Genomic DNA, 24,497 nt, shown 5'->3' with positions numbered 1-24,497 from the left:
AGGCAAACTCACATGGTTAAACGCACAGTGTCCGCCAATAAATCGATCGATATGTACGCCGTCTATGTTTTTGTGACGATGGCGGAAGCAGGAAGCATGACGGCAGCCGCCACGCGGTTAGGCCTGACGCCCTCTGCCATTTCGCAAACTATCCGGTTATTGGAAGAAGATTTCGGCGTCAAATTGGTTAACCGGGCTCGTCGCCCCTTTGTCCTGACGCCCTACGGCATTGCGTTGAAAAACCGCGGAGAAATCCTGACGGAGGAGATCGCAAACCTCAAGGCACAGGTGCTGGAAGCGGGAAAAGGAATCAAACCCGACTTGCGTATCGGCCTGGTGGATTCGTTTGCCATCACCTGCGGTTCGGTGTTTACCAAGAGTTTGATGAAGAGTTCATCGCAGTTGCTGATTCGTACCGGGCTCAGCCCACAGCAGGGTGAAGCGTTAATGCGCCGCGAGCTGGATCTTATCGTCACCAGCGACCCGTTGATCGACAGCGATAGTGTGGTGCGTCATCAGCTGTTTTCCGAAGGCTATTTCATTATCACGCCACCGGATTACCGCAAACGCATCAAAACGGTTGAGGACATCCGTGAGCTTTCCTCAGCGCTGCCGCTGGTGCGCTTTAACCGGAACTCGCAGATTGGGATGCAGATTGAGCGCTACCTGCGCCGCATCGATGTCCGCGTGCCGAACATGCTCGAATTTGATAATGCGGATACCTTAACGTCGATGGTGGCGGCAGGTATCGGTTGGGCGGTAACCACCCCGCTCAGTTTCCTGCAATCCGTTGCACACTCCCGCGAGGTGCTAACGCATATGCCGGAACCAGTGAATATCAAGCGCTCGCTTTATATTGTCGGGCACCGTGATGAATACAGCGCGTTCTTTGAAGAAGCGTGCGATGTCACACATGACATTATTAAAACCGTATTTCTTCCGAAATTGAAAACGCTGAACCGTGGAATAGAAAAATTGGTTGAGATTAACCCGGATAATACGGAATAACCTATTAACGATTGGGAGACAGAATAATGGAGGAATATATCCACCACTAGCCATTTAACGATGCTAATTCCATGTTCGTCTCCCCGAGAACGCTTTTTAGTCATGATTTTATAAAAATCGTGATGGGTTCGTGTTACCTGAAAATCAAAAAACAGGAAAGACAAACCCTAAAAAATCATAGTCTTAATATTGAAAACGATGCTATGTACATCGAACAAGAAAAAGGAAGAAGATCCATGTCAACGAATATCCGTATTGAAGAAGATCTGTTAGGTACCCGTGAAGTCCCTGCTGATGCCTATTATGGTATCCATACGCTGCGTGCAATTGAGAACTTTTATATCAGCAATAGCACCATCAGCGATATTCCAGAGTTTGTCCGCGCCATGGTGATGGTAAAAAAAGCGGCAGCGTTGGCGAATAAAGAACTGCAAACCATCCCACGTAAAATTGCCGATACCATTCTGCAAGCCTGTGATGAAGTGCTGAATAACGGTAAGTGCCTGGACCAGTTCCCTGTCGATGTCTATCAGGGCGGCGCGGGTACGTCAGTCAACATGAACACCAACGAAGTGCTGGCGAATATCGGTTTGGAACTGATGGGTCACCAGAAAGGTGAATACCAATACCTGAACCCGAACGACCACCTGAACAAATGCCAGTCCACCAACGATGCTTACCCGACCGGCTTCCGTATCGCGGTGTACACCTCCATCCTGAAACTGGTTGAAGCGATTACCCAGTTGAGCGATGGCTTTGAGCGCAAAGCGAAAGAGTTCGAAAATATCCTGAAAATGGGCCGTACCCAGTTGCAGGACGCCGTACCGATGACCCTCGGTCAGGAATTCCACGCGTTCAACGTGCTGCTGAAAGAAGAAAACCGTAACCTGCTGCGCACCGCAGAACTGCTGCTGGAAGTGAACCTTGGCGCCACTGCCATCGGCACGCGCCTGAACACGCCAGATGAATACCAGAAACTGGCCGTTCAACATCTGGCAAAAGTCAGCGGCCTGCCTTGCGTACCGGCTGAAGACCTGATCGAAGCCACCTCCGACTGCGGTGCTTACGTGATGATGCACAGCGCCCTGAAACGCGTTGCGGTTAAAATGTCGAAGATCTGTAACGACCTGCGCCTGCTGTCTTCCGGCCCGCGTACTGGCCTGAACGAAATCAACCTGCCGGAATTGCAGGCGGGATCGTCCATCATGCCAGCCAAAGTTAACCCAGTCGTACCAGAAGTGGTGAATCAGGTGTGCTTCAAGGTCATCGGCAACGATACCTGCGTCACCATGGCGGCAGAAGCCGGTCAGCTACAGCTGAACGTGATGGAACCGGTTATCGGACAAGCGATGTTCGAATCCATCCAGATTCTGTCTAACGCCTGCTACAACCTGCTGGAAAAATGCGTCGACGGCATCACCGCCAACAAAGAAGTATGTGAAGCTTACGTCTTCAACTCTATCGGTATCGTGACCTACCTGAACCCGTTCATCGGTCACCACAACGGCGATATCGTTGGGAAAATCTGTGCCGAAACCGGTAAGAGCGTACGTGAAGTGGTACTGGAGCGCGGCCTGCTGACCGAAGAACAGCTGGACGACATTTTCTCCATCCAGAACCTGATGCACCCGGCCTATAAAGCCAAACGCTATACCGACGAAAACGAAGCCGTTTAATTATCGTTTGCTGTCACGCTGGCCCGGGGACAATCCGGGCCTTTGCCGACTCATTATTTATTAGAAAATAATCATCGTTATTTACATCATAAAGTCCGCATCACAGGCGTTATTTCCCTTCCAATAATTTTTCCAATTTAACCCCTTATATTATTTGAATAATTGGGAATTTAGACCAAAACTAAATCATCTCCGAAAATAATAGGGCATAACGCGGTTTGTTTACTTCAGCGTTAGCCCTGTTTCTTTATCCTATACAGGTCTCGCTTTTCCAGCGGGCTTATTCCTACCACGTTGGCGGCATTTGGGTAAAAGGATGATTTCACTTGGCATGCCTCGATTAACATACGGCAACACTCGGCTTCTGGCTTATTTCCCCGTCGCACTGCTGCTGTTGCAGTGCTGGTCGTCCACGGCATTTGGGCAAACCATCTCGTTTAATCAGGCCTGGGCTCGCCTGCTGCAAAGCGATGACAGTATTGCCGCCGAACACGCTGGGGTCGATCGCGCGCAGTTCCTGAAGGAATCAGCCAAAGGACTCTACTGGCCGCAGGTCAACGTGGGTGCAAGCTATACGCGCCTCGATAAACCTGTCGAACTGGACGCGCGCGACTTAAACCCGCTGTCGAATCACCGGGATATCTTCGCCGCGCTAAATCAGCTGATTAATACCAACGGCAATCCCTTCGTCACCCGCTTCACAGAACAAAATGTGGTTACCAGCTCCATTCAGGTCGTCTGGCCGTTATTTACCGGAGGCCGGATTGATGCGGCACAGTCGATCCGCGCCGCGCAGGTTAATGAGGCTGAGCAGATGCTGATCGTCCGCACGCTGGCGCAATTTGAGGCGCTGGCACAGACTTACTACGGCGTGGTGATGGCGCATCAGGTGATGAAGACGCGTCAGGATATAGAGAAAGGCATGGTGCAGCACTATGACCACGCCCGCAAGCTGGAAGCACAAGGCCAAATCGCCCGAGTCGAGGTGCTGTCCGCCCAATCGGCTTATGACATGGCACGTATCGAAACACAAAAGGCGCGGCGCAGTATGGAGACGACCGAAATGGTCTTCGCAAAGCTGATCAAGACAGAAGGCGCAACGCCCTCTTCTTCGCTGTTCGTCAACAAAACGCTCCCCGAACTGCCTGCCTTGGTGAAACAAACGCTCAACACGCATCCCGGCTTAAAAGTGCTCTCTGCCAAACGCGATCAGGCTAAGGATCTTATCCGCATTGAACGCGCCAAATATGCTCCTGACGTATTTCTGTTCGGCAACTATCAACTCTATGAGCAGGACACGCTGGCGGCCAGAACCACGCCGGACTGGATGGTGGGCGTCGGCGTTTCCGTCCCGCTCATCAGTCGAGAAGGCCGTTCCGACACGATCGCCGCCGCGAAAAGTGCAGAAATGCAGGTTAACTATCTGGAAGCCGATATGCGGCAGAACCTTGAAATAGTGGTCGAGAGCACGTGGCGAGAAGCCCGACTGGCGCTGGAAGAGTTCAATTCCCTGTCTTCAACGGAGAAACTGGCCGAAGAGAATGTCCAGCTACGCAACAAGGCGTTTATGCAAGGCATGTCTACCTCGCTGGACGTCGTCGATGCGCTAAACCAGCTGGCCGGAGCCAAGACGCAGCGCGCCTCTGCGGCGTATCGTTACGTGGTTTCCATCGCCAGATTGATGGCGATTTCCGGCCAGATAAACCGCTTCTCTGACTACCAGACTCAGTACGCCATACAGGTGACACCATGACACAGTCCCCCGCTTCTTCGCGTTCGAAACGCAAATGGATCCTTCAGGCCGTCCTGTTGATTGTGATTGTCTGGATAGCCTATCGCTTCTGGCTCGCCTATCAGCCCGAGCCGATACGGCTACAGGGACAAATCGAAGCACAACAGTATTCGGTGTCTTCAAAAGTACCGGGCCGTATTGCTGATGTGCGGGTAGAAAAAGGCCAGCAGCTCGACGTTGGCGATCTCGTCTTTACGGTCCTGACGCCGGAACTGGACGCGAAGCTGGAACAGGCGAAAGCGGGTGAAGCCGCAGCTGGCGCAGTGGCGCTGGAGGCCAAAAAAGGTGCACGTGAACAGCAAATCGCCGCGGCAAAAGATCAGTGGCAAAAAGCCAAAGCCGGTTCGGAGCTAAGCCATAAGACCTATCTACGCGTGCTAAATCTCTATCAGGAAGGTGTGCTACCGCTGCAAAAACGGGATGAAGCCAAAGCTTCATGGGATGCCGCCCGCTATACCGAGGGGATGGCGTGGCAGGAATATCAAATGGCGCTGGAAGGCACACGCAAAGAAACACAGGCAGCGGCAGAGGAGAAAGTCCGCATGGCCGCCGGCTCCGTTGCCGAAGTGGAAGCTTATTTGGCAGAGGCGCGCGTCGTCAGCCCGCACACGGGTGAAGTCAGCAATGTGCTGCTACGCAACGGCGAAATTGCACCACAGGGCTTTCCTGTGGTTACGCTACTGGACATGAGCGACATCTGGATTCAGTTGGCGGTACGCGAAGATCTCCTTGAGCGCTTTGCGATGGGTACCGAGTTTGAGGCGCGCATTCCGGCGCTGAACAACCAGACATTCCGGTTTAAGGTGTCTTACGTTTCCGTCATAGGGGATTTCGCCACGTGGCGCGCAACAGATACCCGACAAGGATTCGATATGCGGACATTCGAAGTGGAGGCGCGTCCGATTCAACCGATTAGCGGGCTGCGCGTTGGCATGAGCGCACTGGTAGAACTGTGATGATACGCGAATGGAGGGCGCTGTGGCGTGACCGCTGGGGGATGGCTTTAGCGCTCTGGTTGCCGCTTATCACCATGCTGATTGCCTGGTGGACGCTATCCGGCGCGATTGTCCGCGAACTCCCCATCGGCCTGATCGATCTGGATAACAGCACGATGTCGCGCCAGTTTGCCAGAGAGCTACATGCTTCCCCCTCTTTCAACCTGAATCATCAATTCTCGACAGTCGCGGAAGGCGCAACGTCATTGCGCGGCGGCGAGATCTACGCGCTGGTGGTGATCCCACGTCACTTTGAGCGTGATATCCGTCTGGGAACGTTACCCACTATCACCGCCTGGAATAACGGACAGTTTGTGCTGATTGCCAAAGTCATTAACAGCTCACTAGCGTTGGTAGCGGGAACGTTCAATGGGCAGATCGCCGTGGTGCAGGCGCTGGCTCAGGGTGCAGCCGTTCCCGAGGCCAAAGGGCTGGCAGTGCCGATTGGCGGACAGATTACCGCGCTGTTTAATCAAAATTCTAACTACGCCCAGTTCTTGCTGAACGCGATTATCCCCTCGATCTGGTCGATTCTGCTTGCGCTATACGGCCTGAATACGCTGGCTCGAGAGGATCGACGTGGAACACACTGGGAACCTGAGAATCGCGCCGCCATCGGATCTAAATTCCTGACGCATTGGCTGATCGGCTGGGCATGGGGTGGCGTCTGGAGCTATGTGCTGTATAGCCTGCTTAATTATCCGCTCAACGGCTCAGCGTTGCTGCTATTTGTCTCGATCGGCGTGACCGCTGGCGCCTGCGTCGCGCTGGGCATGGCTTTCTATGCGCTGATCCGCGATCCGGCACGCGCCGTTTCCATCGTCGGGGCGTTAATGGCTCCCGGACTGGCGTTCATGGGCATCACCTTTCCGGCCGCAGCAATGGAGACCTTCGCCACGTTCTGGCGACAGCTGCTGCCCGTCGCCCACTACGGTGATATCGCGATTGCCATCACCAGCTACGGTGCCGGACTCATTCAGATCGCACCGGCACTAGCGGCGCTCGCCCTATTCTGGCTGCTGCTACCGCTCACGCTGTGGTGCTATCGGCCAGGTGACAAGGAGGCAACATGCTGACCTTCGCCAAACTCATCCGGTTTGAGTTGCGCAGTTTACTGCGCGATCCGACGATCTTGCTCACCCTGTTCGGTGGGATTCTACTCTATTCCTTTCTCTATCCGCGCCCTTACCTCGCCCAGACGCCGCGTGAACTGCCGGTGGTGCTGGTTGATGAAGACGGCACCCAGCTCTCGCGTCGTCTGGCGTTTATGGCCGATTCCACACCGGAAGTACATCTGGTGGCACAGCGCAATACGCTGGATGAAGCAAAAACGCTGCTTCTGGAGGGCGAGGCAAAAGGGATCCTCTATATTCCACGCCACTTCTACCGCGATATCATGCAAGGGAAAAGCGTCACGGTCAGCTACTCGGCGGATGCCAGCTACTTCCTGATCTACGGCGCGATCGCGCAGTCTCTGGCAACCGTCGGTGGCACTGCGGGCGCACAGGTTAAAGTTGCCCGGCTGCTTGCTCAGGGGGAAGGCATACCTGCCGCCAGCTCACAGTGGCAGGCCACCGCTCTGAATGCCGTGCCGGTATTTAACCCGACCATGGGTTATGTCGATTACGTGGTTCCCGGTGTTTTCATGTTGATACTGCACCAGATTTTGCTAATGGGATGCGGCCTGCTCGGTGCCGGACAAAATCAGCGCACGCAGTCTGGCGAGGTTCGCTACTGGCAATACGCGACACCATGGCGTTTGCTGCTGGCCCGTACGCTGGTCGTTGGCGGAGCCTATCTGCTCTCGCTGCTCTACATGCTCGGCTTTTGTCTCGATGCCTACGGCATTGCACGCGAAGCTAGCATGAGCCAACTGTTGCTGTTTGCGTTGCCCTTTCTGCTCTCAACGCTGTGGCTCGGTGTGGTACTGGGCGCAGCGTTTACGCGCAAAGATCTCCCCAGTCAGGCGGTGCTGCTGTCTTCCATCCCTATCGTGTTTCTTTCTGGCTTTATCTGGCCCGTGGAAATGATCCCCGCGCCTCTGAACTGGCTTGCACAGTGGGTGCCCGCCGTCTTCACGATTCAGGGAATATTACGCCTTAATCAGATGGGCGCTGACTTTGCCCAGATCGGCGCATTTTGGTGGCATTTGTGGATGCTGGCCGCGCTGTACGGCCTGCTAGCATGGGGAATGTTAGCGTATCGGCAACGGCAATACCGCAGGAAGAATCAGGCCGCACGTCGATGGCTGGAGCATTATTGATGATTGAAAAATAACGTCCCGGCAGACACGTCGGGACAAGAGGCTTACGGTTTTGCCGTATCGGCCAACACGTTTTCCAATACGAAGGGAACAGAATCACGCAGTGAAACGTTAACCGTTTCGCTGTGGCTCATCCCTTTATATTCATGCACATCTGCTGACGTCCCTGCACCAACGACATCACTCGCAAAGTGGCGCTGCATCGCGGTCGGCACGTTGATGTCACTGGTCCCAATCCCGATAAAGACAGGCTGGTTAATGTCTAGTGTTTTATAGCGCAAACTCGCGGTTTGGCTATCCAGTAATGTCTGGATCGCAGGCTTCAGGCTATTGCCCGCATTCAGCCCCTCGTCCATCACTTTTTGCGTCAGTTCGCCGATACACATTGTACGTGCGTCAGCGACAACCGCAGCGGCTTTCGGCGTGAAATAGTCATTAACATTCAGCCCTTTATTGGTATCGGCCGCCGACAGATAGATATACATCACATAAGGGATTTTCGGATCGCCGCCCTCTCCACTTTCCCCAGCAAAAAGATCTGCCGCAGAGGTTTTGTCGTCAAAATAGGGCGTTCCGGTCAATACCGTCGATATGATACGCAGGTTCGGTGCATAATCCGGTTGGTAGCCCGCTGTCGCAAAGGCCGCATGCGCCCCCTGTGACTGGCCGACAAGCGTTAACTGATTACGCAACGGGAATGTACTCAGCGATGCTGTTACGCTATCCAACACGCTCCAGAGTTATTTAGTATAAGTATCACTCTAAAAGATAGTCCAATTATGGATTTCTGGACGTGATGGGTTTATTTTTTATCAATAAATTCAATAGCTAACTGATTATTAGGCAAGGCAAGTTAACACCATTCCGATCTTTACATTCGCGCGGCTGACATCAGGCTGATAGTCGAATGTTAACAGGACGAATCTATACGCTTTTGATACAGCGAACCATTCGAATGATAGTGTGCGGCTCCCGAGGCACGCCATGCCATACGTGCCAGGAAGCCGCTAAAGAGAAAGGAGTTTATTCGTCGAAGAACCAGTAGCCCTGATTAACCAACGCGGTTAATTCGGTCACAAAGGCCGGATTCTCCAGCGCCTCACCCAGCTCTTTTTTACCGAGAATGGTGTAACGACACAGTGCATCAGCCGCTTTCGGATCGACCGTGTCCAGCGGTTCGCTGTTGATGAAGTAGCTACCGCCTACTTCCAGCACGCGCAACCCGCTCAGACGTGTCAACACGCTACCGTCCATCAGCGCGCCCACAATCTCGTCCTGCTCGTAAGGTGGCTCCGCCGGAGCGATATCCAGCTCGTGGCGCGGCGTCGTCACAAAGCGACCGAACCACGCTTTCAGCGCTTCCGGCTGATTAATCACGTCAATCATCATCTCGCGCAGACGATCAAACTCATACGCCTCAACCCGGCCCGAATGCTCCCGACAGGTCAAATCAGGGTCGCTATAGTGCTCACCGCCGAGATCGTTTTCCAACACGTAGTCAGCAAAGCTGCTGATTAAGTCTCTGCCGTTCGGCCCACGGAACCCTACGGAGTAGTTGAGCGCGGTTTCATGAGTGAAACCATCGTGCGGGAAGCCTGGCGGAATATAGAGAATGTCGCCCGGCTCAAGATCTTCATCAATAATTGGTGGGAAGGGATCGACATGCAGCAGTGCTGGATGCGAGCAGAACTGACGCATCGGCAGCTTGTCACCCACACGCCAACGACGGCTGCCCATCCCCTGAATGATAAAGACATCATACTGATCGATATGCGGACCCACGCCGCCGCCCGGTACGGAAAAGGAGATCATCAGGTCATCTAAACGCCAGTCCGGCAACACACGGAACGGACTCACGAGTTCAGCAGATGGTGCATGCCAGTGATTCACCGCCTGAGCCAGCAGCGACCAACCCGTTTCACCCAGGTTATCAAAATGCTCAAACGGCCCGTTGCTGGCCTGCCACTGACCATTTTTATGGCTGACCAAACGGCTATCGACCTCCGCCTCCATCGCCAGACCCGCCAGCTCATCCGGCGTAATCGGATCGACGAAATTAGGGAAAGCGTTCTTCAATACAACAGGTTGTTTTTGCCAGTATTTTTCTAAGAATTCGGGCCAATTAAGGTTGAGTTGGTAAGCCATACGTCCACACCAGTGAGAAGAGAAACGGGCCTGATTATAAGGAAGATGGTGCCAGCACGACTTTGTCATTGGTCAATGGGCGGGTGACTATCATGCAGCCTGCATATTTTTCTTGATTAGATAATGCCTTAACATGCCTTCCTCAGGAAAATCCGGTAAAGACATTTGCAACTGGTAACCTTGTTTTTCATAGAAAGGAAGTGCTTGAAAACTAAACGTATCTACAAGCGCATGACGGCACCCAAGACGCATTGCCTCCTGTTCCGCTCCCTTCACTAGCGCGCTGCCGAGCTTCAGACCTCTGGATTCCTCACCCACCCATAAATAATCAATGCACAACCATAGTCCCTTACGCGTGGCAATCAGCCCGCCGGTCATGGTTCCAGCACTATTGCGGTGAAAAATACCGATTTGCCCAAAAGAGACCGGATTAATAAACTGGCAGTTGTAGCTCCGAAGACCCGCAAAAAGTTCTTCCCGATCGCTATCGATAATGTCATGCGTCACGATTAATTCCACTCGTCTTCCCCCAATTCCTGTTTATTAAAAATCATAAGGTTGCATGAACAACGCGCCGCTGAAAATGTGGTTTCAGGGATTCCCGAGTTTCTACACGTTGCCCAACGCAGGCACTGCGTTTCAGCATAAGCACAATCCGACTTTCGGTATATGATTCTTTTTCATGGTGATTGTGCTGATTCGTGTGGTTAAGGGAAGGTTGGATTCTTTGGTGCTGCTTGGTGCTGTTTTGAGGAAAAAGATCGGGAATCAGGTATAATTTACTGAATTTAAGGCATAAAAAAAGCCACCCTGAGGTGACTTGATTTTCATACGATGGTGCGAAGGCCGGACTCGAAAATGGTCTTATTCTTATGATTTTAAATATTTTTTAAATCTAAACTAATTTTACTGACCACCAATCCGACCCCATTTTGCTTTATACAAAGCTGTTTTGGGCACTCTTTTTATGGCAAATGATATAATGAAGGCTAGCTACGATATAGAAAAAGCAAGCAAATCTGACCAACAACAAAGAGCGAAAAGTAGGCTTCTACCCTGCTAAAGTACCGTATATAAAAATTGAATCCGGATTTCTAAAAATGTGTAGCACCAAAATGGGTGAACTTACAGTACCGCGTAGTGCATGACCTGTAATGGATTACAAACGGCAGAAGTTTCAGATGACGACACCGAGTATTCAGTGAGCCCACAAAACTGTACATTTAAACAGACTTTTGATATTTTTTAAAAACCTATATAAATAATATTTATTATATAATATTATCTTAATTCAAATAAATAGGCTTACCAAAGGATATAGAATGGGCATTATAAAAGTGGAGGCAAAAACTGATCATTTAGAAACAGTTTCAAAGGATAATCCCTTTAACGCCCTTGCAGAATTGATTTGGAATGGATTTGATGCTTCCTCATCAACAGTTTCAATTTTTACTAAAGAAAATGGATTAGGGGTATTGGACAGTATTGAAGTTCAGGATTCTGGTTCAGGTATTGATGCTTCCTTATTGAGAGATTATTTTGGCGGATTGGGTGGTTCATGGAAAAAGCAGGCTAAAAAATTAGGATCGTCAATATTACATGGAGAAAAAGGGAGAGGTCGGTTTAAAGCTTATGCCCTTGGTGAGCATGTTGAATGGTTTACTGTTTATACTAATAAAGCTGGAATAAACTATAAGTATTCGATAAAAGGTAAAATTAACACCATAAACCAAGTAGAACCATCTTTACCAATTCAAACTAACGAAAGAACTGGTACTAAAGTTGTTATATCTAACTTATACGACGGAGTTTCAGAATTATCTGGGGATATTTCTGAAGAAAAACTTGCAAAGATTTTTTGTTTCTTTCTTACAAAATACCCAAACAAGAAACTGCTATTGAATAATTCTTGTATATCCCCTGATTTAGCTAAGAAAGAGATCACTGATTATAACCTCGGAGATATTCGTCTTGAAAATGGCAAGACAATCGAACTGAAAATATCTATAGTTGAATGGTTAGGAAAATCAGAGCGAGTTATAAATTTCTGTGACAAAAGTGGTTTTTGCATTGGTGAATATAAGATAGGTCAAAGAATAAAAGCCCCTAATTGTGATTTTTCAATTTTCGCATCTTCAGAATATTTTACTGAGTTAAATGATGCTGGCTTACTTGAATCTGTAGATCTCACGGTTGACACTCGATATGTAGTCGAAACGATCATAGATAAAACCCGGCAGCATTTCTTGGAAAAATCAATCGTAGATAAAAGTAAAGTTATTGAAGATTGGAAAAAAGAAAATATATACCCATATCAAGATAATGAAATATTCAACCCTATAGAGGATGCGGAGAGAAAGGTCTTTGATATATTAGCAGTTAACGTCCAAAGCTATTTGAAAAAATTTGAAAAAGCTGATACTAAAACTAAAAAATTCACTTTCCGGCTTCTTAAACAAGCAATAAAAGACAATCCTGATTCAGTCCAAAAAATATTAGGTGAAGTTTTAGAGTTAAAAAAAACAGAACAAGATGACTTAGCATTGCTATTAGAAAGAACAACTCTATCCACCATAATTAGCGCGTCAAAAGCTGTGACTAATAGGTTAGATTTCATAAAGGGATTAGAGCAACTTCTGTTTGATGAAGAAACCAAAAATTCATTTTTAGAAAGAGACCAATTACATAAAATTCTAGAAAAGGAAGCATGGATATTCAGGGAGGATTTTAACCTCACAGGAAGCGAAGAAAACCTAAATGAAGTGCTATTAAAACACCTTAACCTTTTGGGTGAGAGAAATGGTAATGAATCAAAAGTAATTAGACCTGATGGTTCAACAGGACGAGTCGACTTAATGTTGAGCAAGGCGAGAAAACCTAGCGAAGGTAAATTTGATCATCTTGTTGTTGAATTAAAAAGAGCATCAAAAAAGATTGATGCAGCAGTAATAGCTCAGATAAAAAGCTATGCATTTACAGTTGCTTCAGACCCTCGTTTTGATAAAGCTAATACGTATTGGACTTTTATTGCAGTCTCAAACGAATTTGATGCATATGCTCAAGAAGAGGCAAGTCAAAGTGGTCGGGCTCCAGGACTCATCCATATAAAAGATAATATTAGTGTGTGGATTTATACTTGGGCAGAACTTCTTAGTATGGCTAAAACAAGGTTAAGCTATTTCCAAAAACAACTAAGTTATGAAGCAAATAGAGAAAGTGCCACAAAATACCTTATTGAAACACATGAGAAATTTATCCCAAATATTGAGCAGGTCACGACACGAGCGACCTGTCCCGACGATTAATATAAGTGATTTTAGCTATGTCCACTTCTAACACTGGACTTCCTACAGAGTTTTTTTCAACTGTGGATTCAACTGGTCGATGTAACACTATCCTTAAACGAGGAAGACGTTACCCTAAATTTGTAAATGTAGTTTTATCAATGTTTGTCTAATATAACTAAATCTACACTTTAAAAATTTAGCAAGGAAACTTATGCCGAAAACTATCGGCATAAATATAATACTAATTTAATGTAATCTAAGCAGATTATTTAATGAAGTATGTAATCTTGTAGTTTTAAAGGTTGACAGATCGTAACTCATTCGTAAATAGCTATCAATTTCATCTAGACGCATGTTTTTGTTAACGGATATATCTGTTTCATACATAATCTTTAGAATACAAGTAAAGTCATGTCCATTACAAATTGAGAAATGGTCCGGAGACATTAATTCAAGTCTGCGCATTTCATTATACAAATTTGATATATTTAATTCACTTGTAAAAGCGCTACTTCTAGTAACCACATGATTTATATATGCTCTATCATCAACCGTAACCGTTGTATTATTGACGCTAATAAAATCTCTATGAGTCATTCCTTTAAAATTAAGTCGGCTGTGGTTAAGATAATTGTACCATTTCAGAAGCCCAAGTCGGTAACAAGCGCAAAGAATATTCATTTTAACTTCATGACAAAAAATATCAGCTTTTTCACCACGAATCAGTTTCCTATCTGTATTCATCATTATAAATTTATCAACTACCCCACCTTTTACAAGCATCATTTCTAGATCATGCGCATCAGTATAAAGAATTCCATTATAACCTACCCCACTTAGGCCATCAAAGTCAGCATCACAGACCCCATATACGGCTTCATTTCCCGCTTGACGCAATTCATTGACCGCTGATATTACTTCCCGTTTTCCATTTTCTGGCGAATCATATATGAATCTATTATCTAACCTATACACATTAAAAAATTTTATATCAGTAATACCTTCAACAATGATAAGTATACGGCGGCTATTCACCTCATTTCTGAATAATAACATCATACTGCTAAGCCAGTCTTGTTCACCAATCGCATCACGTAAAGATATCATTCACTCATTTCCTTTTGAATGTATAGATTGGTCTTTATGCTTAAGCATTTCATAGAGGTCAAACGTTAATGCCCAATTTTTACTTATCACCTGAGGAGAATGTGTTGCAATGATGACTTTTTCATACTTGTTAATCTTTTGTATTTTTTTGAGAGAATCAAGGAATGTTTGTTGCCAAGCAACGTGTAACGATATTTCTGGCTCGTCGACTAGTATCACTTTCTGAGAAGCAAGATCAAAAATTAAGTTAAAGAGTAAAACAATTTGGTTCTGTTCTCCAGAAGAAAGCATGTTACGATCGATAATATCATCGTTAAGGCTCCTGAAATAAACCCCACTATCTCTATCAATAACAACTGTCTTAAATGCTAGTATTTTTTCCTTGAGTATTGATTCAAAAAGATCTATTTTCTGATATAACACCTCAAATGGTGAAAGCTTGACTAATGCATCCTCTATATAAAGATCAAGCACGCCGAGATATTCATTACTACTATTTAATGAAGTGCTTTTTTCTGGCATTAAATCATCTTCTGAATGAATTAAACCATAATGCATATATCGACGACGCTTATCCTGAACACCTTTCAAACGCGCTTGAATATTTTCTGAGGAGAATTTTTTTTGCTGTTCCAAACGTTCAAATAGGCGAATGGGAAAGTTTGCATCCAATTTCTGACTTAATGTGGCAGATTCATCTTGGGCCATTTCCATTAAATTTTTCAATTTAGATGCACACATATCAATAATTGTGATATCGCCTTTTATAGCTTTTAGTCGATCAGCCTGAATAAAAGAAACGATATCTTCAGAAATTATCTTATTTAGGTAATCAGAGCGTAATGGTTTTTCTTTTAATTTTTTTTGTTTATGCCTTGTTTTTTCAGACTTTAAGTAAAAAACTATCATTTCATCTGGATTTCCCTCTTCTATTTCTAGTATTAAAATCTCAGTATCTAATAATTCCCCTTCACTACCAAAATGTTCTAATTGAAGCGTAGTTTGTGCACTATTACATCGAATAGATATGCTGCCACCTTGATAATTTAGTGTTATGTATTCAAAATTAAGTTTGCAGAGTATATTTAGTTCATTTGATAGTATGCTATTAATGATCTTAAGAATCATGGTCTTTCCATACCCATTAGGACCAGTCAGCATAGTTATTTCACTTTGATCTAGAGGGATCTCATAATCGAGAAGACCAAATAGTTTATGTATTTTTAAACCAGTTAATTTCAATTTAATATCCTTGAGTTAAATAAAGATTGAAGATAAGTTCCATTTTTTAATTCTTATCCTTCCAATTATTCCTAAAATGACAAAGGATGGGATAGATAGCAGCAGAGCGTAAGTACATTACAAACCTATCTTTACCATGAACCTTCCCATCAGGTTCTCTTTTCTGAAGGAAAGGAACTGTGCCAAGTATGCTCCATCACAGATCATAGAGATTATTAAATTCTTTCGTAGGGAGCTCCGGATACGACCCACCTTAGCCAACTGTTTCTGTTCGTGCTAGTCTGGCCTCTATCTGTGAATACGCTCAAACTCTATGAATGTTCTTTTCAACACAAACGATTAATCAATTAGCTAAAAACTTATCTTCCAAAATTACTAGTCCGAAAGCAAGCCTGCACCACGCAATCAAACCAATACCTTCAACCCATGCTTCTGCACCACAGTAAGCAGTTTCAGCGATAACCCGCTGGGGCGTTTTACACCGCTTTCCCATTTCTGCACCGTTGAAACACTGGTGTTCAGGTAGCGGGCGAAAACCGGCTGGCTGACGTTCAGCTTTTCACGCAGTGCCTTAATCTCAAGAGGTTGAAGATCGTCCACGCTGTTGAGGCACGCCTTATCAAAGTTGCGCATCGTTTCCTGTGGGATAGCATCGACGCTGAATAATCCAGAAGCCGCGCTATGGATAGCCTCAAATGCAGGACTCTTGAATTTACTTTTTGCGGTCATGGCAAACCTCCACCCGTTCTTTACTCTTGCCCACCGCCTCAATAGTTTCACATAACTCGCTATCCTGATTTAGCCGCCTTAGTGAACCATTTGGTTTTGAATACACGCATCAGTGCCGACATCCTGTCACCTTAACTATAGCACTTAGTGCTATATTGCTCTTTTTTCTGGCAGAGTTAAAGCGCTTGAAACCGGCAACACTTTGTCGTATTTTTGACCATGAAAACCTGCTGTCGATGACAGCCACCAATGTTTCCAGTATCGGGATGATACGAGTGACCTGTGAGAAACGCCTTCGGGTGGTCACACTGCCAAAGTCATAGGAATGGAGCGTGGTCTGAGACTGACGCCTTCGGGTGACCACAAACACTTCCGTAGCCTGCAAGGAAGAACGCGCACAGTTGCGTGTGGTAAATCTGCCAGCCTTTGGAAGCAGATATCACCGGGTAGTTTGAACGCCGTTGCGAGCGTGGTGATGAAGGTCCGTTTTGACAACTTTACTTCAAGCCCAACATTGCCGTGGGCTTACTATACCCAGCCAGAGAGCGGCTTCCATACCGTAGGAGACTGGCCGTAGCTGCAACGTTTATCGTTGTGGTGATTTCACTTCATAAGCGGCTTAAACAGCGCTTATCCTCGTAAGTTCGCGTTTTCACGCGACTTCGATTTTACTCGTCTCAATGATTTGCGTCTGCGCGTGTGAACGTGCTGGCTGCGCGTTGCTATGCCGTCAGGCATCTGCTACGCGCCTGCCGGCAACGTCTGCACCGGCGTCACTTTTTCCGTGTCAACGGATGAAAGTGACGCCGCAGCCGAAGACCCTATCAGCCCCTGAGACATGCACCTCAACTACCGCGTCATGAATCTGACACACCCGTTTGTGCCGGACTGACCGCTTTTTTTACAGGAGATTGAACCGATACCGAGGCAGGCCTAACCGCCTGAGAGGAAATCCTGCAACCGCAGGCGGCCGCACCGAGTGCCTAGCCGACACCTCCCAAGACCTCAACTGCTGTCCGCTCTGGCGCACAGGTATCGTTCAAGGCAGGTCAATTGCGATTGTTTCTGCCCTTTCCCATGCGCCAGAGAAAAGCATCCAGTTGAATTATGAGAGGTAAGTTGCATGAGTAAATTAAGTCGTGAAATGACCACGCTGGCAAAACAGGCTGGCGGAAGCTACAAGACGGTTCATGATCGTATCCGCATCATGGACAGGCTGTGCCGTCATCTGCTGGCGCTGAATATTCAGGTGCGTGACGTTAAGTATCTCAAAGCCAGACATATCGAAAGTTATGTCGTCGAACGCCTGTCACAGCAGATTGCCCTTCGTACCCTGCACAACGAAATGGCAGCGCTGCGCACGGTGTTTAAGCAGGGAGGACGGGAAAAGCTCGCCACGTCCGACCGCCTGACCAATAACGCGCTGGGGCTGAGCGGGGCAAGCCGTGCCGGGACAAAATTCGCCATCCCGGACGAACACTATCAGGCTGTTCTGCTCGCGGCGCAACAGCATGATAAAGGGCTGGCCTGTGCACTTCAGCTTGCCCGATTACTGGGTCTGCGTTCTCAGGAAGCGGTGCAATGTGCCAGTTCGTTGAAGACGTGGGAAAAGCAGCTTGAGCGTCACCAACAAACGCTGACCGTGGTATTTGGCACCAAAGGCGGCAGGCCACGCGAAACCCGGATTATCGATCGCGAAGCGATTCAACGGGCAGTAAAAGAAGCGCTAAAGGTGGCCGACGCGCGTAACGGCAGGTTGATCGATAAACCCGACCTGAAAACCGCTATGAATTTCTGGCGCACGCAGACCACCCGCTTAGGGCTGACCGGCCACTACTCCCCACACAGCCTGCGCTACGCATGGGCGCAGGATGCCATGCGTTATTACCTGTCACAGGGCTTTTCCCGCAGTGAAGCCAGAGCATTAACCTCTATGGATCTCGGCCACGGTGATGGTCGGGGACGCTATGTCGAGCGGGTTTACACCCGGAAGGAGGATTGAACATGACGGATAACACGTTGATTCGCTTATCGGGTGTGATGAAAAAAACCGGCCTCAGGAAATCATGGATTTACCTGCTGATGAAGCAGGGGGAATTCCCTCAGACGGTCAAAATCGGTGCCCGCTCAGTAGCGTGGGTGGAAAGTGAGGTGAATGACTGGATCGCGGCACGTATCAGCCAGCGCGGAGAGGTTAAACCATGATGCATTGTTATTTTTTTCTGGCGGGCAATTTACGATATACTGCTGATGCTGCGGCAAAATCCGCAGCCGGAATTGGCGTTCCGAACAAATGTCTGGTGCCTGAATATGCGCGTCATGCGCATTGCTGTTCAGGCACGCATCGAGCCGTACCTGCAATGGTGGCTCGTGCGGGGGCTCCGCAAGGAGCGCCGGTAGCCAGACTGTCCGGTAACGCCAACCCCGTACGGGCTACCACCCTTGAGGTTGGCGTCTCTGGTGGTAGCTGTCTAAGAAGCTACAGTCTGGAGGCTGCCTTATGGCTACGATCCTTCCCTTTCTCTACCCGCAATCTTTCTTTTTTTCTGCGGGGGTACATCATGTATGACCCCACGCCCCTGACGTTAGAAGAACTCGTCGATCACTGTCGGGCGCTGGCCTACGCCATCATTGAACTGGACAACGCGCTCGCGAAAGAGCTGCTGATCTTTATCCTGTGGGAGCGTCTGAACCAGTTGAATGACGCGCTGCAAGCGGAGGTGGCTGACGATGAGTAAATTCGTTTCAGACATTACTGCACAGTCGCGCCACCGCTGGCGTGTCATTCTGTCTGCACTGGCTATTCCGGTGCCTTCCGGCGGTAAACACGGCGCTTGTCCTGCCTGCGGCGGCAAAGATCGCTTCCGCTTTGACGACAAAGAAGGGCGGGGAACGTGGTTTTGCAATCAATGCGGTCATGGTGATGGCCTTGATCTGGTCGCACGGGTGAAAAACTGTGACCTGTCAGACGCCGCAAAACAGGTGGCCGCGCTGACACTCCCCACCTCAACAGCGCCAGCCAGGGAAAAAGCTGCTGAGCGCCCGCCGCTGGCCGATAAAATCAAGCAGATGCTGACCCATTCAAGGAATGGCGAAAGCGCCTATCTGAAAGCCAAAGGGTTTTCTATCGTCCATGCCCGCCTGACCGCACAGCAAAAAATGCGTATCGGCGGCGTGCTGTTTGATGAGGGAAGCCTGCTGCTGAAATTGCATCGCGTTTCCGGTGAACTGATCGGCGCACAGTTGATCAACGACGATGGAGAAAAACGCCTGCTGCCGGGCTCACAGTTGAAAGGCTCCTTCATCGCGGTGCATTACCCGAAAGAGCCGGACACCATCGTGATCACCGAAGGGTATGCCACCGGCCTGACCATCAGCCAGATCACCACGGCGGCGGTGGTTGCAGCGGTGTCGGCCAATAACCTGATAAACGTCGCCCACGCGCTGCGTGGCTGGTATCCCGATGCCACTATTATTCTGGCGGGCGATCATGACCTGCATGCCGACGGCTCAACCAATATCGGTAAGGAGCAGGCGGAAAAAGCCGCGCTCGCGGTGGATGGCTGGGTGTCGTTACCGCCCACCACAACGCTCTGTGACTGGGATGATTACCGTCAGCAATATGGGCTTGAGGCTACTAAATCCGCATTCAACAAACAACGTTATCAGCCTGACACGATGTATACGCCTTTAGTCCGCACCGATTCCGCTACACCGGCATTCAACACCTCATTACCCCTGCGTAAAGGCTCTGACGGTTTTGATACGCGACAGGATTACCTGATTAAAGGCTATCTGCCGAGTTCATCCGTTGCCAGCGCTTACGGTGCCAGCGGCTCGTATAAGTCTTTTCTGGCGGTATCGTGGGGATGTCATATCGCCACCGGCAAACCGTGGGCAGGCAAGCCGGTGACACAGGGCGCAGTGATTTATGTTGTTGGTGAAGGTGGGATTGGCGTTCCCCGCCGTATCCGGGCATGGGAGCAAACGCTTAATGGCGGTAGCCCGATTGATGCGCTGTATCGTGTCGATTGCCCGATTTTTCCGGCCAGCCCAGAGAGCGTACAGCAGGTGATACGTGCCGCACGCGATGTGAAAGTCGCCTCCGGTATGCCAGTTCGCCTGATTATTCTGGATACGCTCGCCCGCTGTTTTGGCGGTTCGGATGAGAACGCGGCTAAAGATATGGGCGCATTCATTCAGGGATGTGACGCGATTAAAGCGGCAACACAGGCCACGGTGCTGATTATCCATCATTCCGGTAAAGATCAGGACAAAGGGGCGCGGGGATCCAGCGCCTTCCGTGCTGCGCTGGACGTGGAATTTAACGTCAGGCGTGAAGGTGAAGGCGGCGCGTTGATCCTCAGTTGCACCAAGATGAAGGATGCGGAAGAGCCGCCGCGTCGCGCCTATGACCTGAATGCCGTCGATCTGTACGTGGACGATGATGGCGACCAGATCACCTCGCTAGTGCTGAACGATGAAGGCCGTGAAGTCAGAGAGGATGAGGCTGCCAGCGATCCCGACTTAGCCGGTATCCCACGGCTGACGGAAAATCATTTTGCGCTGTGGCAGGCCATCCGTTCACGCACGGCCAACGGTGAAGGCTGCACCCGTTCATTGGTGCGGGATGATATGCGGGCAATGGGCTTTGATGTGAACAAGAAATTCACCCGCTGGCTGGACAAACTGGAAAAGGATGGCCTGATCGCCTTTGAAGGGGAACAGATCACGCCGTTATCACAACGGAATAAGGTGGGGGATTAAACGGGGGAAAGTGGGGGCGAACGGATAATGCGTCATCCTATCCGGCATTTTCCCCCACTTCTCGGCTGTATATACGCGCGAAGTGGGGGAATGGTTTAACTCGCTAATAAATAATCATTTTTAACCTAATCATGAAAATCAGGTGGGGGAAGCCGTGATCCTTCATCAAGTGGGGGAAAGGTGGGGGATGGCTTGCTAATGGTTTACTCTGCCAATACGCTAAAATATAACATTTGAGTTATTATAACTTATGAGTTATGTTCCCCATTAATAAGGGGACTGATATGTATGAATTGATTTTTCACCCCGAAGCTGCAAGCGAAATTTATGGCCTCGAACCTGTTATGCAGGCGAAAGCGCTTAAAGGGCTTGAAAAGCTTGAAGCTAAAGGGCCAGAGCTAAGATATCCAGACACGGACATCATTGAAGGTGGATTGTTTGAGCTACGGGTTGGTAGAAAGGACATAAGCAGAACGTTTTTTGCTTACGCAAAAGGACGTAAGATCTATATTTTAAGGACGTTCGTAAAGAAAACCCCTAAGACCCCGAAAGCTGAAATAGCGCTAGCAAAGTCAAGATGGGAGGAATTGAAAGATGGCAGTTAAAGGTATCAGCTTCTCTGAAGTTAAAGCGAAAGCGCTTTCTAATCATGAAGTTAAAAAAGCGTATGAGGACGAAACTCAAGAAGAAGCGCTTCGCGCTGTTCTGATCGAAATGAAGTCCAAATCAGGCCTGACAAGTACAGAGATCGCCGCTCGCATGGGTGTAAGCCAACCTGCGGTGAGCCGCCTTGAGAGAAATGTTTCCAGTGCGAGTATCTCAACCTTACAACGGTATGCCGCTGCTTGCGGGATGCAGCTTAAACTGTCACTGGGTTAAGATTAGCGCTGTATTTATAAGCCGGATTTTGCACTGGCTTGTCGGCTAGCGTCGGTGCAACAGTTTCCGACTTGCTACTTCTATACGATGGAAAACGATCTGGCAACATGATACTTGGATATGATGAGTAGCTGGAAAATCATCCACAGAAGAAAGATGAGCGCCAGCCCCTCCCAAAAAAGGGGCTGGCGCGGTAGATAATGAGAATATTTTTCAAAAATAAATGCACAATCTAAATTATTGGTTAATCTTTATGATGAAACTATCAAGTATATGATTACCACAAGCATTAAAACAAATAAAAAAGAAATTATCGTTAAACCAAGAAATCCATAGGCCGTATACTTTGCAGTTCCAACCCCCTTCACAAAATCTATAGATAATATTTTAAATTTAATAAGAATTCTTGAAAGTAAATAAGAAAGAAATATCAAAAGTAAAGATATCTGAGAAATAAAAGAACTGTAAAACATGACTGCCTGAGGGACAAAGTAATTCGACAAGATTCCTTTTGATGTCACGACCATGAATGTACTACTCTCAATCAAACTTAAAGATTCATATATTGACTCAAATGGTTCATAGATCAACGCAGGCCTTAACTCAAAATATAAGCCAAATTTATTATACAAATCATCAGTTGCATCTAATTTAAGTTGGTAAATAATTATTGTAAAAATAAAGTAAACAATAAAAATAGATAATAAAAAACAGACTTCATGAACGAAAAGTTAGATTTACCTTTTGATTTTATATACATTTTAGTCAATTGAATAGATATGAAATCCAGTAAAATAGAATACCATATGCCATATAAATAAAAATCATGAATAGCTAATTTAATTGGCATTGGAATTTGCTCTGGAATTATCTTGTTAGGATTAATAAAAATTAGAACATACATAAACCAAGCAAAAAACAATATAAACGAATATAATATAGTAAATAGTGGAATGGTTATTAGCTGTCTTTTTGAGAAAAATCCATCACCAAATAATTTAAAATAATAACCAGACCAATAATCAGAAAATCCATTTATTGCTTCCGAGCCCAGATTAATATTACTTATTGATTTAGATATTTTTTTCTTCTTATCAGAATTAAATCCAGCATGTCCAATTATAATTGCTACAAACCCTAATGCCGCTGACAATGGTATTGCAAGCAATCCGACCGCTGTTGCTACCTCGATACTCATCTTATTATCTCTCCATGACGTTATTTTAATGCAAAGTAAATTTATATAATTTAGTAAGCTCTCTTAAACTCATACGGCACCACATACTCTTCCCGATTCGCATCCAGATAATCCGCCCACCATTGCAGCATTAGCCTGCGCTCATCCAGATGTTCCGCTTTGTGGATATAGGCAGCACGAACGCCGTTGCGTTCCTGATGACTCATCTGGCGCTCTACCGCATCCCGTGACCACTGGCCGGACTCCACCAGTGCGCTACAGGCCATCGTGCGGAAGCCGTGTCCGCACACTTCGGTGGTGGTGTCGTAGCCCATTGTTCGTAATGCGTTGTTGACGGTGTTTTCACTCATCGGTTTGGTTGGCCGACGATCGCCGGGGAAGATCAGTTCATGAGCGCCGCTGATGGCCTTAATCTCTTCCAGTAGTGCTAAAGCCTGTCGGGATAACGGCACCAGATGTTCAGAGCGCATCTTTGCACCGCGCTGCGAGTGCTTCACGCCAGGGATGGCTTCACGTTCAGCCGGTATCGTCCACATAGCGCGTTTAAAATCGATTTCCGGCCAGCGGGCAAAACGTAGCTCGCTGGAGCGGATAAAAACGCACAGCGTGAGTTTTAAGGCCAGTCTGGTTAACGTCCTCCCTTTGTGGCGTTCTATCCGTGCCAGAAAGTCAGGCAGTTTATTCAGCTTCAGGGCTGGCCGATGGGTAGCTTTTGGTGCGGCTATCGCCCCGGAGAGGTCTTGCGCGGGGTTGCGCTCTATCAGATCGTTCTGCACCGCGTAACGCATGATATCGGTGACACGCTGGCGCAGCCGTGACGCCAAATCAAGATGACCGTTCTGTTCGACGGCTTTCAGCGGCTCCAGCAGGTCTTTAGTTTTCAGATCGGCAATATGGCGATGCCCAATAGCAGGCAGGAGATTTCGTTCCATATCGCGCCATACCCGTCCGGCGTGCGTTTCTGACCATCTGTTTTGGCTAATATTTCGGTGCCAGTCCTGCGCGACCTTCGCAAAAGTATTCAACGCTTCTTGCGCCTGCTCTTTTTCTTCTTCACGCTTTTCCGTTGGGTGGATACCCTCCAACAGCAGCAATCGTATCTCATCACGTTTCTCTCTGGCCTTTGCCAGCGAGATCAGCGGATAGGCACCGAACGCAATCCGGCTTTCCTTACCTTCAAAGCGGTATTTGAGATACCAGCGCTTAGAGCCGTTAGGACTCACCAAAAGATACAGGCCGTGCGCGTCAGCGAGCTTATAGGCTTTTTCGCGAGGCTTGGCAGTACGGGCAACAACGTCAGTCAGCGCCATAATTTGGGGGTCAACTCATAATCGAAGTGAATTGACCCTCATCTTGACCCCCAAATCATCTGGATGTCAATGGACGAAGAAAGACCATTGTGTATAAAA

20 protein-coding genes and 2 pseudogenes are annotated in these 24,497 nt (G+C 47.9%); 14 read left to right on the top strand and 8 right to left on the bottom strand.

Annotated elements, in window-relative coordinates; all coding sequences use genetic code 11:
* The first annotated feature begins 12 nt into the window (after positions 1 to 12).
* The 6 genes from EIP93_RS02290 to EIP93_RS02265 all read left to right on the top strand — a co-directional run bounded on the left by EIP93_RS02290 (position 13) and on the right by EIP93_RS02265 (position 7,734).
* Positions 13 to 1,008 (top strand): LysR family transcriptional regulator, encoded by a 996-nt coding sequence (locus EIP93_RS02290; protein ID WP_039309979.1) that lies wholly within the window; start codon positions 13 to 15, stop codon positions 1,006 to 1,008.
* Positions 1,009 to 1,244: 236 nt separating this feature from the next.
* Entirely contained in the window at positions 1,245 to 2,684 is a 1,440-nt protein-coding gene (gene aspA / locus EIP93_RS02285; protein ID WP_010298348.1) for an aspartate ammonia-lyase, read from the top strand.
* A gap of 331 nt (positions 2,685 to 3,015) precedes the next feature.
* Positions 3,016 to 4,437: a TolC family protein gene (locus EIP93_RS02280; RefSeq protein WP_125232208.1), complete on the top strand. Its 1,422-nt coding sequence runs from the start codon at positions 3,016 to 3,018 to the stop codon at positions 4,435 to 4,437.
* Positions 4,434 to 5,432, top strand: coding sequence for an HlyD family secretion protein (locus tag EIP93_RS02275; protein ID WP_125232207.1), 999 nt, complete (start codon positions 4,434 to 4,436; stop codon positions 5,430 to 5,432). The genes EIP93_RS02280 and EIP93_RS02275 overlap by 4 nt, the downstream gene beginning before the upstream one ends.
* Entirely contained in the window at positions 5,432 to 6,547 is a 1,116-nt protein-coding gene (locus tag EIP93_RS02270) for an ABC transporter permease (RefSeq protein ID WP_125233306.1), read from the top strand. The genes EIP93_RS02275 and EIP93_RS02270 overlap by 1 nt, the downstream gene beginning before the upstream one ends.
* A complete protein-coding gene (locus EIP93_RS02265) occupies positions 6,541 to 7,734 on the top strand; it encodes an ABC transporter permease (RefSeq protein ID WP_125232206.1) in 1,194 nt (397 codons plus the stop codon). The genes EIP93_RS02270 and EIP93_RS02265 overlap by 7 nt, the downstream gene beginning before the upstream one ends.
* Positions 7,735 to 7,778: 44 nt before the next feature.
* On the opposite strand, the pseudogene EIP93_RS02260 reads toward EIP93_RS02265, so the two are convergent.
* From EIP93_RS02260 to EIP93_RS02250, 3 genes and pseudogenes are all read right to left on the bottom strand, one after another.
* Positions 7,779 to 8,471: pseudogene (locus EIP93_RS02260) on the bottom strand (lipase family protein); the annotation flags it as partial.
* Positions 8,472 to 8,757: 286 nt separating this feature from the next.
* A complete protein-coding gene (locus tag EIP93_RS02255) occupies positions 8,758 to 9,879 on the bottom strand; it encodes a ribosomal protein uL16 3-hydroxylase (protein ID WP_103861557.1) in 1,122 nt (373 codons plus the stop codon).
* A gap of 90 nt (positions 9,880 to 9,969) precedes the next feature.
* Positions 9,970 to 10,398 (bottom strand): GNAT family N-acetyltransferase, encoded by a 429-nt coding sequence (locus tag EIP93_RS02250; protein WP_103942086.1) that lies wholly within the window; start codon positions 10,396 to 10,398, stop codon positions 9,970 to 9,972.
* 803 nt (positions 10,399 to 11,201) lie between these two features.
* On the opposite strand from EIP93_RS02250, the gene EIP93_RS02245 reads away from it, so the two are divergent.
* Positions 11,202 to 13,184, top strand: coding sequence for an ATP-binding protein (locus tag EIP93_RS02245; RefSeq protein ID WP_125232205.1), 1,983 nt, complete (start codon positions 11,202 to 11,204; stop codon positions 13,182 to 13,184).
* A 228-nt stretch (positions 13,185 to 13,412) separates the two neighbouring features.
* Here the strand turns inward: EIP93_RS02245 and EIP93_RS02240 are convergent, their stop codons facing one another.
* The 3 genes from EIP93_RS02240 to EIP93_RS02230 all read right to left on the bottom strand — a co-directional run bounded on the left by EIP93_RS02240 (position 13,413) and on the right by EIP93_RS02230 (position 16,244).
* Positions 13,413 to 14,273: a DUF4435 domain-containing protein gene (locus EIP93_RS02240; RefSeq protein WP_125232204.1), complete on the bottom strand. Its 861-nt coding sequence runs from the start codon at positions 14,271 to 14,273 to the stop codon at positions 13,413 to 13,415.
* Positions 14,274 to 15,515 carry an AAA family ATPase gene (locus tag EIP93_RS02235; RefSeq protein WP_103861561.1) on the bottom strand — a complete coding sequence of 414 codons (1,242 nt, stop codon included), beginning with the start codon at positions 15,513 to 15,515 and terminating at the stop codon, positions 14,274 to 14,276.
* A gap of 405 nt (positions 15,516 to 15,920) precedes the next feature.
* Positions 15,921 to 16,244, bottom strand: coding sequence for a helix-turn-helix domain-containing protein (locus tag EIP93_RS02230; RefSeq protein WP_039510456.1), 324 nt, complete (start codon positions 16,242 to 16,244; stop codon positions 15,921 to 15,923).
* A gap of 1,123 nt (positions 16,245 to 17,367) precedes the next feature.
* Here EIP93_RS02230 and EIP93_RS02220 point away from each other — a divergent pair.
* From EIP93_RS02220 to EIP93_RS02195, 7 genes and pseudogenes are all read left to right on the top strand, one after another.
* Positions 17,368 to 18,246, top strand: coding sequence for an integrase domain-containing protein (locus tag EIP93_RS02220; RefSeq protein WP_103861563.1), 879 nt, complete (start codon positions 17,368 to 17,370; stop codon positions 18,244 to 18,246).
* A gap of 2 nt (positions 18,247 to 18,248) precedes the next feature.
* The gene (locus EIP93_RS02215; protein WP_005971237.1) at positions 18,249 to 18,449 is read left to right on the top strand and encodes a helix-turn-helix transcriptional regulator; all 201 of its coding nucleotides are present in this window, start codon (positions 18,249 to 18,251) and stop codon (positions 18,447 to 18,449) included.
* Positions 18,446 to 18,982 (top strand): ash family protein, encoded by a 537-nt coding sequence (locus tag EIP93_RS02210; RefSeq protein ID WP_125232203.1) that lies wholly within the window; start codon positions 18,446 to 18,448, stop codon positions 18,980 to 18,982. Before EIP93_RS02215 ends, EIP93_RS02210 begins: the two co-directional genes overlap by 4 nt.
* Positions 18,945 to 19,859, top strand: a pseudogene (locus EIP93_RS22850) (primase-helicase zinc-binding domain-containing protein); the annotation flags it as partial. The gene EIP93_RS02210 and the pseudogene EIP93_RS22850, both read left to right, overlap by 38 nt.
* Before the next feature lie 63 nt (positions 19,860 to 19,922).
* Positions 19,923 to 21,011, top strand: coding sequence for a helicase RepA family protein (locus EIP93_RS22845; RefSeq protein ID WP_232486984.1), 1,089 nt, complete (start codon positions 19,923 to 19,925; stop codon positions 21,009 to 21,011).
* 284 nt (positions 21,012 to 21,295) lie between these two features.
* Positions 21,296 to 21,616, top strand: a complete 321-nt coding sequence (locus EIP93_RS02200; protein WP_099462077.1) for a type II toxin-antitoxin system RelE/ParE family toxin — start codon at positions 21,296 to 21,298, stop codon at positions 21,614 to 21,616.
* Entirely contained in the window at positions 21,606 to 21,890 is a 285-nt protein-coding gene (locus tag EIP93_RS02195) for a helix-turn-helix domain-containing protein (protein ID WP_116586226.1), read from the top strand. The genes EIP93_RS02200 and EIP93_RS02195 overlap by 11 nt, the downstream gene beginning before the upstream one ends.
* Before the next feature lie 667 nt (positions 21,891 to 22,557).
* Here the strand turns inward: EIP93_RS02195 and EIP93_RS02190 are convergent.
* Positions 22,558 to 23,088: a hypothetical protein gene (locus EIP93_RS02190; RefSeq protein WP_125232201.1), complete on the bottom strand. Its 531-nt coding sequence runs from the start codon at positions 23,086 to 23,088 to the stop codon at positions 22,558 to 22,560.
* Positions 23,089 to 23,138: 50 nt separating this feature from the next.
* Positions 23,139 to 24,398, bottom strand: a complete 1,260-nt coding sequence (locus EIP93_RS02185; RefSeq protein ID WP_125232200.1) for a tyrosine-type recombinase/integrase — start codon at positions 24,396 to 24,398, stop codon at positions 23,139 to 23,141.
* Positions 24,399 to 24,497: the final 99 nt, after the last annotated feature.

Source organism: Pectobacterium versatile, from assembly GCF_003932035.1.
In the GTDB taxonomy this organism is placed as follows: domain Bacteria; phylum Pseudomonadota; class Gammaproteobacteria; order Enterobacterales; family Enterobacteriaceae; genus Pectobacterium; species Pectobacterium versatile.
Note: the sequence above shows the minus strand (reverse complement) of the source record. Positions and strands in the feature narration are given on the sequence as shown.

Bases quoted from the DNA above. Each gene is read 5' to 3' on its own strand.
- EIP93_RS02290 (WP_039309979.1), top strand. From the start codon at position 13: ATGGTTAAACGCACAGTGTCCGCCAATAAATCGATCGATATGTACGCC.
- aspA (WP_010298348.1), top strand. From the start codon at position 1,245: ATGTCAACGAATATCCGTATTGAAGAAGATCTGTTAGGTACCCGTGAA.
- EIP93_RS02280 (WP_125232208.1), top strand. From the start codon at position 3,016: ATGCCTCGATTAACATACGGCAACACTCGGCTTCTGGCTTATTTCCCC.
- EIP93_RS02275 (WP_125232207.1), top strand. From the start codon at position 4,434: ATGACACAGTCCCCCGCTTCTTCGCGTTCGAAACGCAAATGGATCCTT.
- EIP93_RS02270 (WP_125233306.1), top strand. From the start codon at position 5,432: ATGATACGCGAATGGAGGGCGCTGTGGCGTGACCGCTGGGGGATGGCT.
- EIP93_RS02265 (WP_125232206.1), top strand. From the start codon at position 6,541: ATGCTGACCTTCGCCAAACTCATCCGGTTTGAGTTGCGCAGTTTACTG.
- EIP93_RS02255 (WP_103861557.1), bottom strand. From the start codon at position 9,879: ATGGCTTACCAACTCAACCTTAATTGGCCCGAATTCTTAGAAAAATAC.
- EIP93_RS02245 (WP_125232205.1), top strand. From the start codon at position 11,202: ATGGGCATTATAAAAGTGGAGGCAAAAACTGATCATTTAGAAACAGTT.
- EIP93_RS02240 (WP_125232204.1), bottom strand. From the start codon at position 14,273: ATGATATCTTTACGTGATGCGATTGGTGAACAAGACTGGCTTAGCAGT.
- EIP93_RS02230 (WP_039510456.1), bottom strand. From the start codon at position 16,244: ATGACCGCAAAAAGTAAATTCAAGAGTCCTGCATTTGAGGCTATCCAT.
- EIP93_RS02220 (WP_103861563.1), top strand. From the start codon at position 17,368: ATGAGTAAATTAAGTCGTGAAATGACCACGCTGGCAAAACAGGCTGGC.
- EIP93_RS02215 (WP_005971237.1), top strand. From the start codon at position 18,249: ATGACGGATAACACGTTGATTCGCTTATCGGGTGTGATGAAAAAAACC.
- EIP93_RS02210 (WP_125232203.1), top strand. From the start codon at position 18,446: ATGATGCATTGTTATTTTTTTCTGGCGGGCAATTTACGATATACTGCT.
- EIP93_RS22845 (WP_232486984.1), top strand. From the start codon at position 19,923: ATGTATACGCCTTTAGTCCGCACCGATTCCGCTACACCGGCATTCAAC.
- EIP93_RS02200 (WP_099462077.1), top strand. From the start codon at position 21,296: ATGTATGAATTGATTTTTCACCCCGAAGCTGCAAGCGAAATTTATGGC.
- EIP93_RS02195 (WP_116586226.1), top strand. From the start codon at position 21,606: ATGGCAGTTAAAGGTATCAGCTTCTCTGAAGTTAAAGCGAAAGCGCTT.
- EIP93_RS02190 (WP_125232201.1), bottom strand. From the start codon at position 23,088: ATGAGTATCGAGGTAGCAACAGCGGTCGGATTGCTTGCAATACCATTG.
- EIP93_RS02185 (WP_125232200.1), bottom strand. From the start codon at position 24,398: ATGGCGCTGACTGACGTTGTTGCCCGTACTGCCAAGCCTCGCGAAAAA.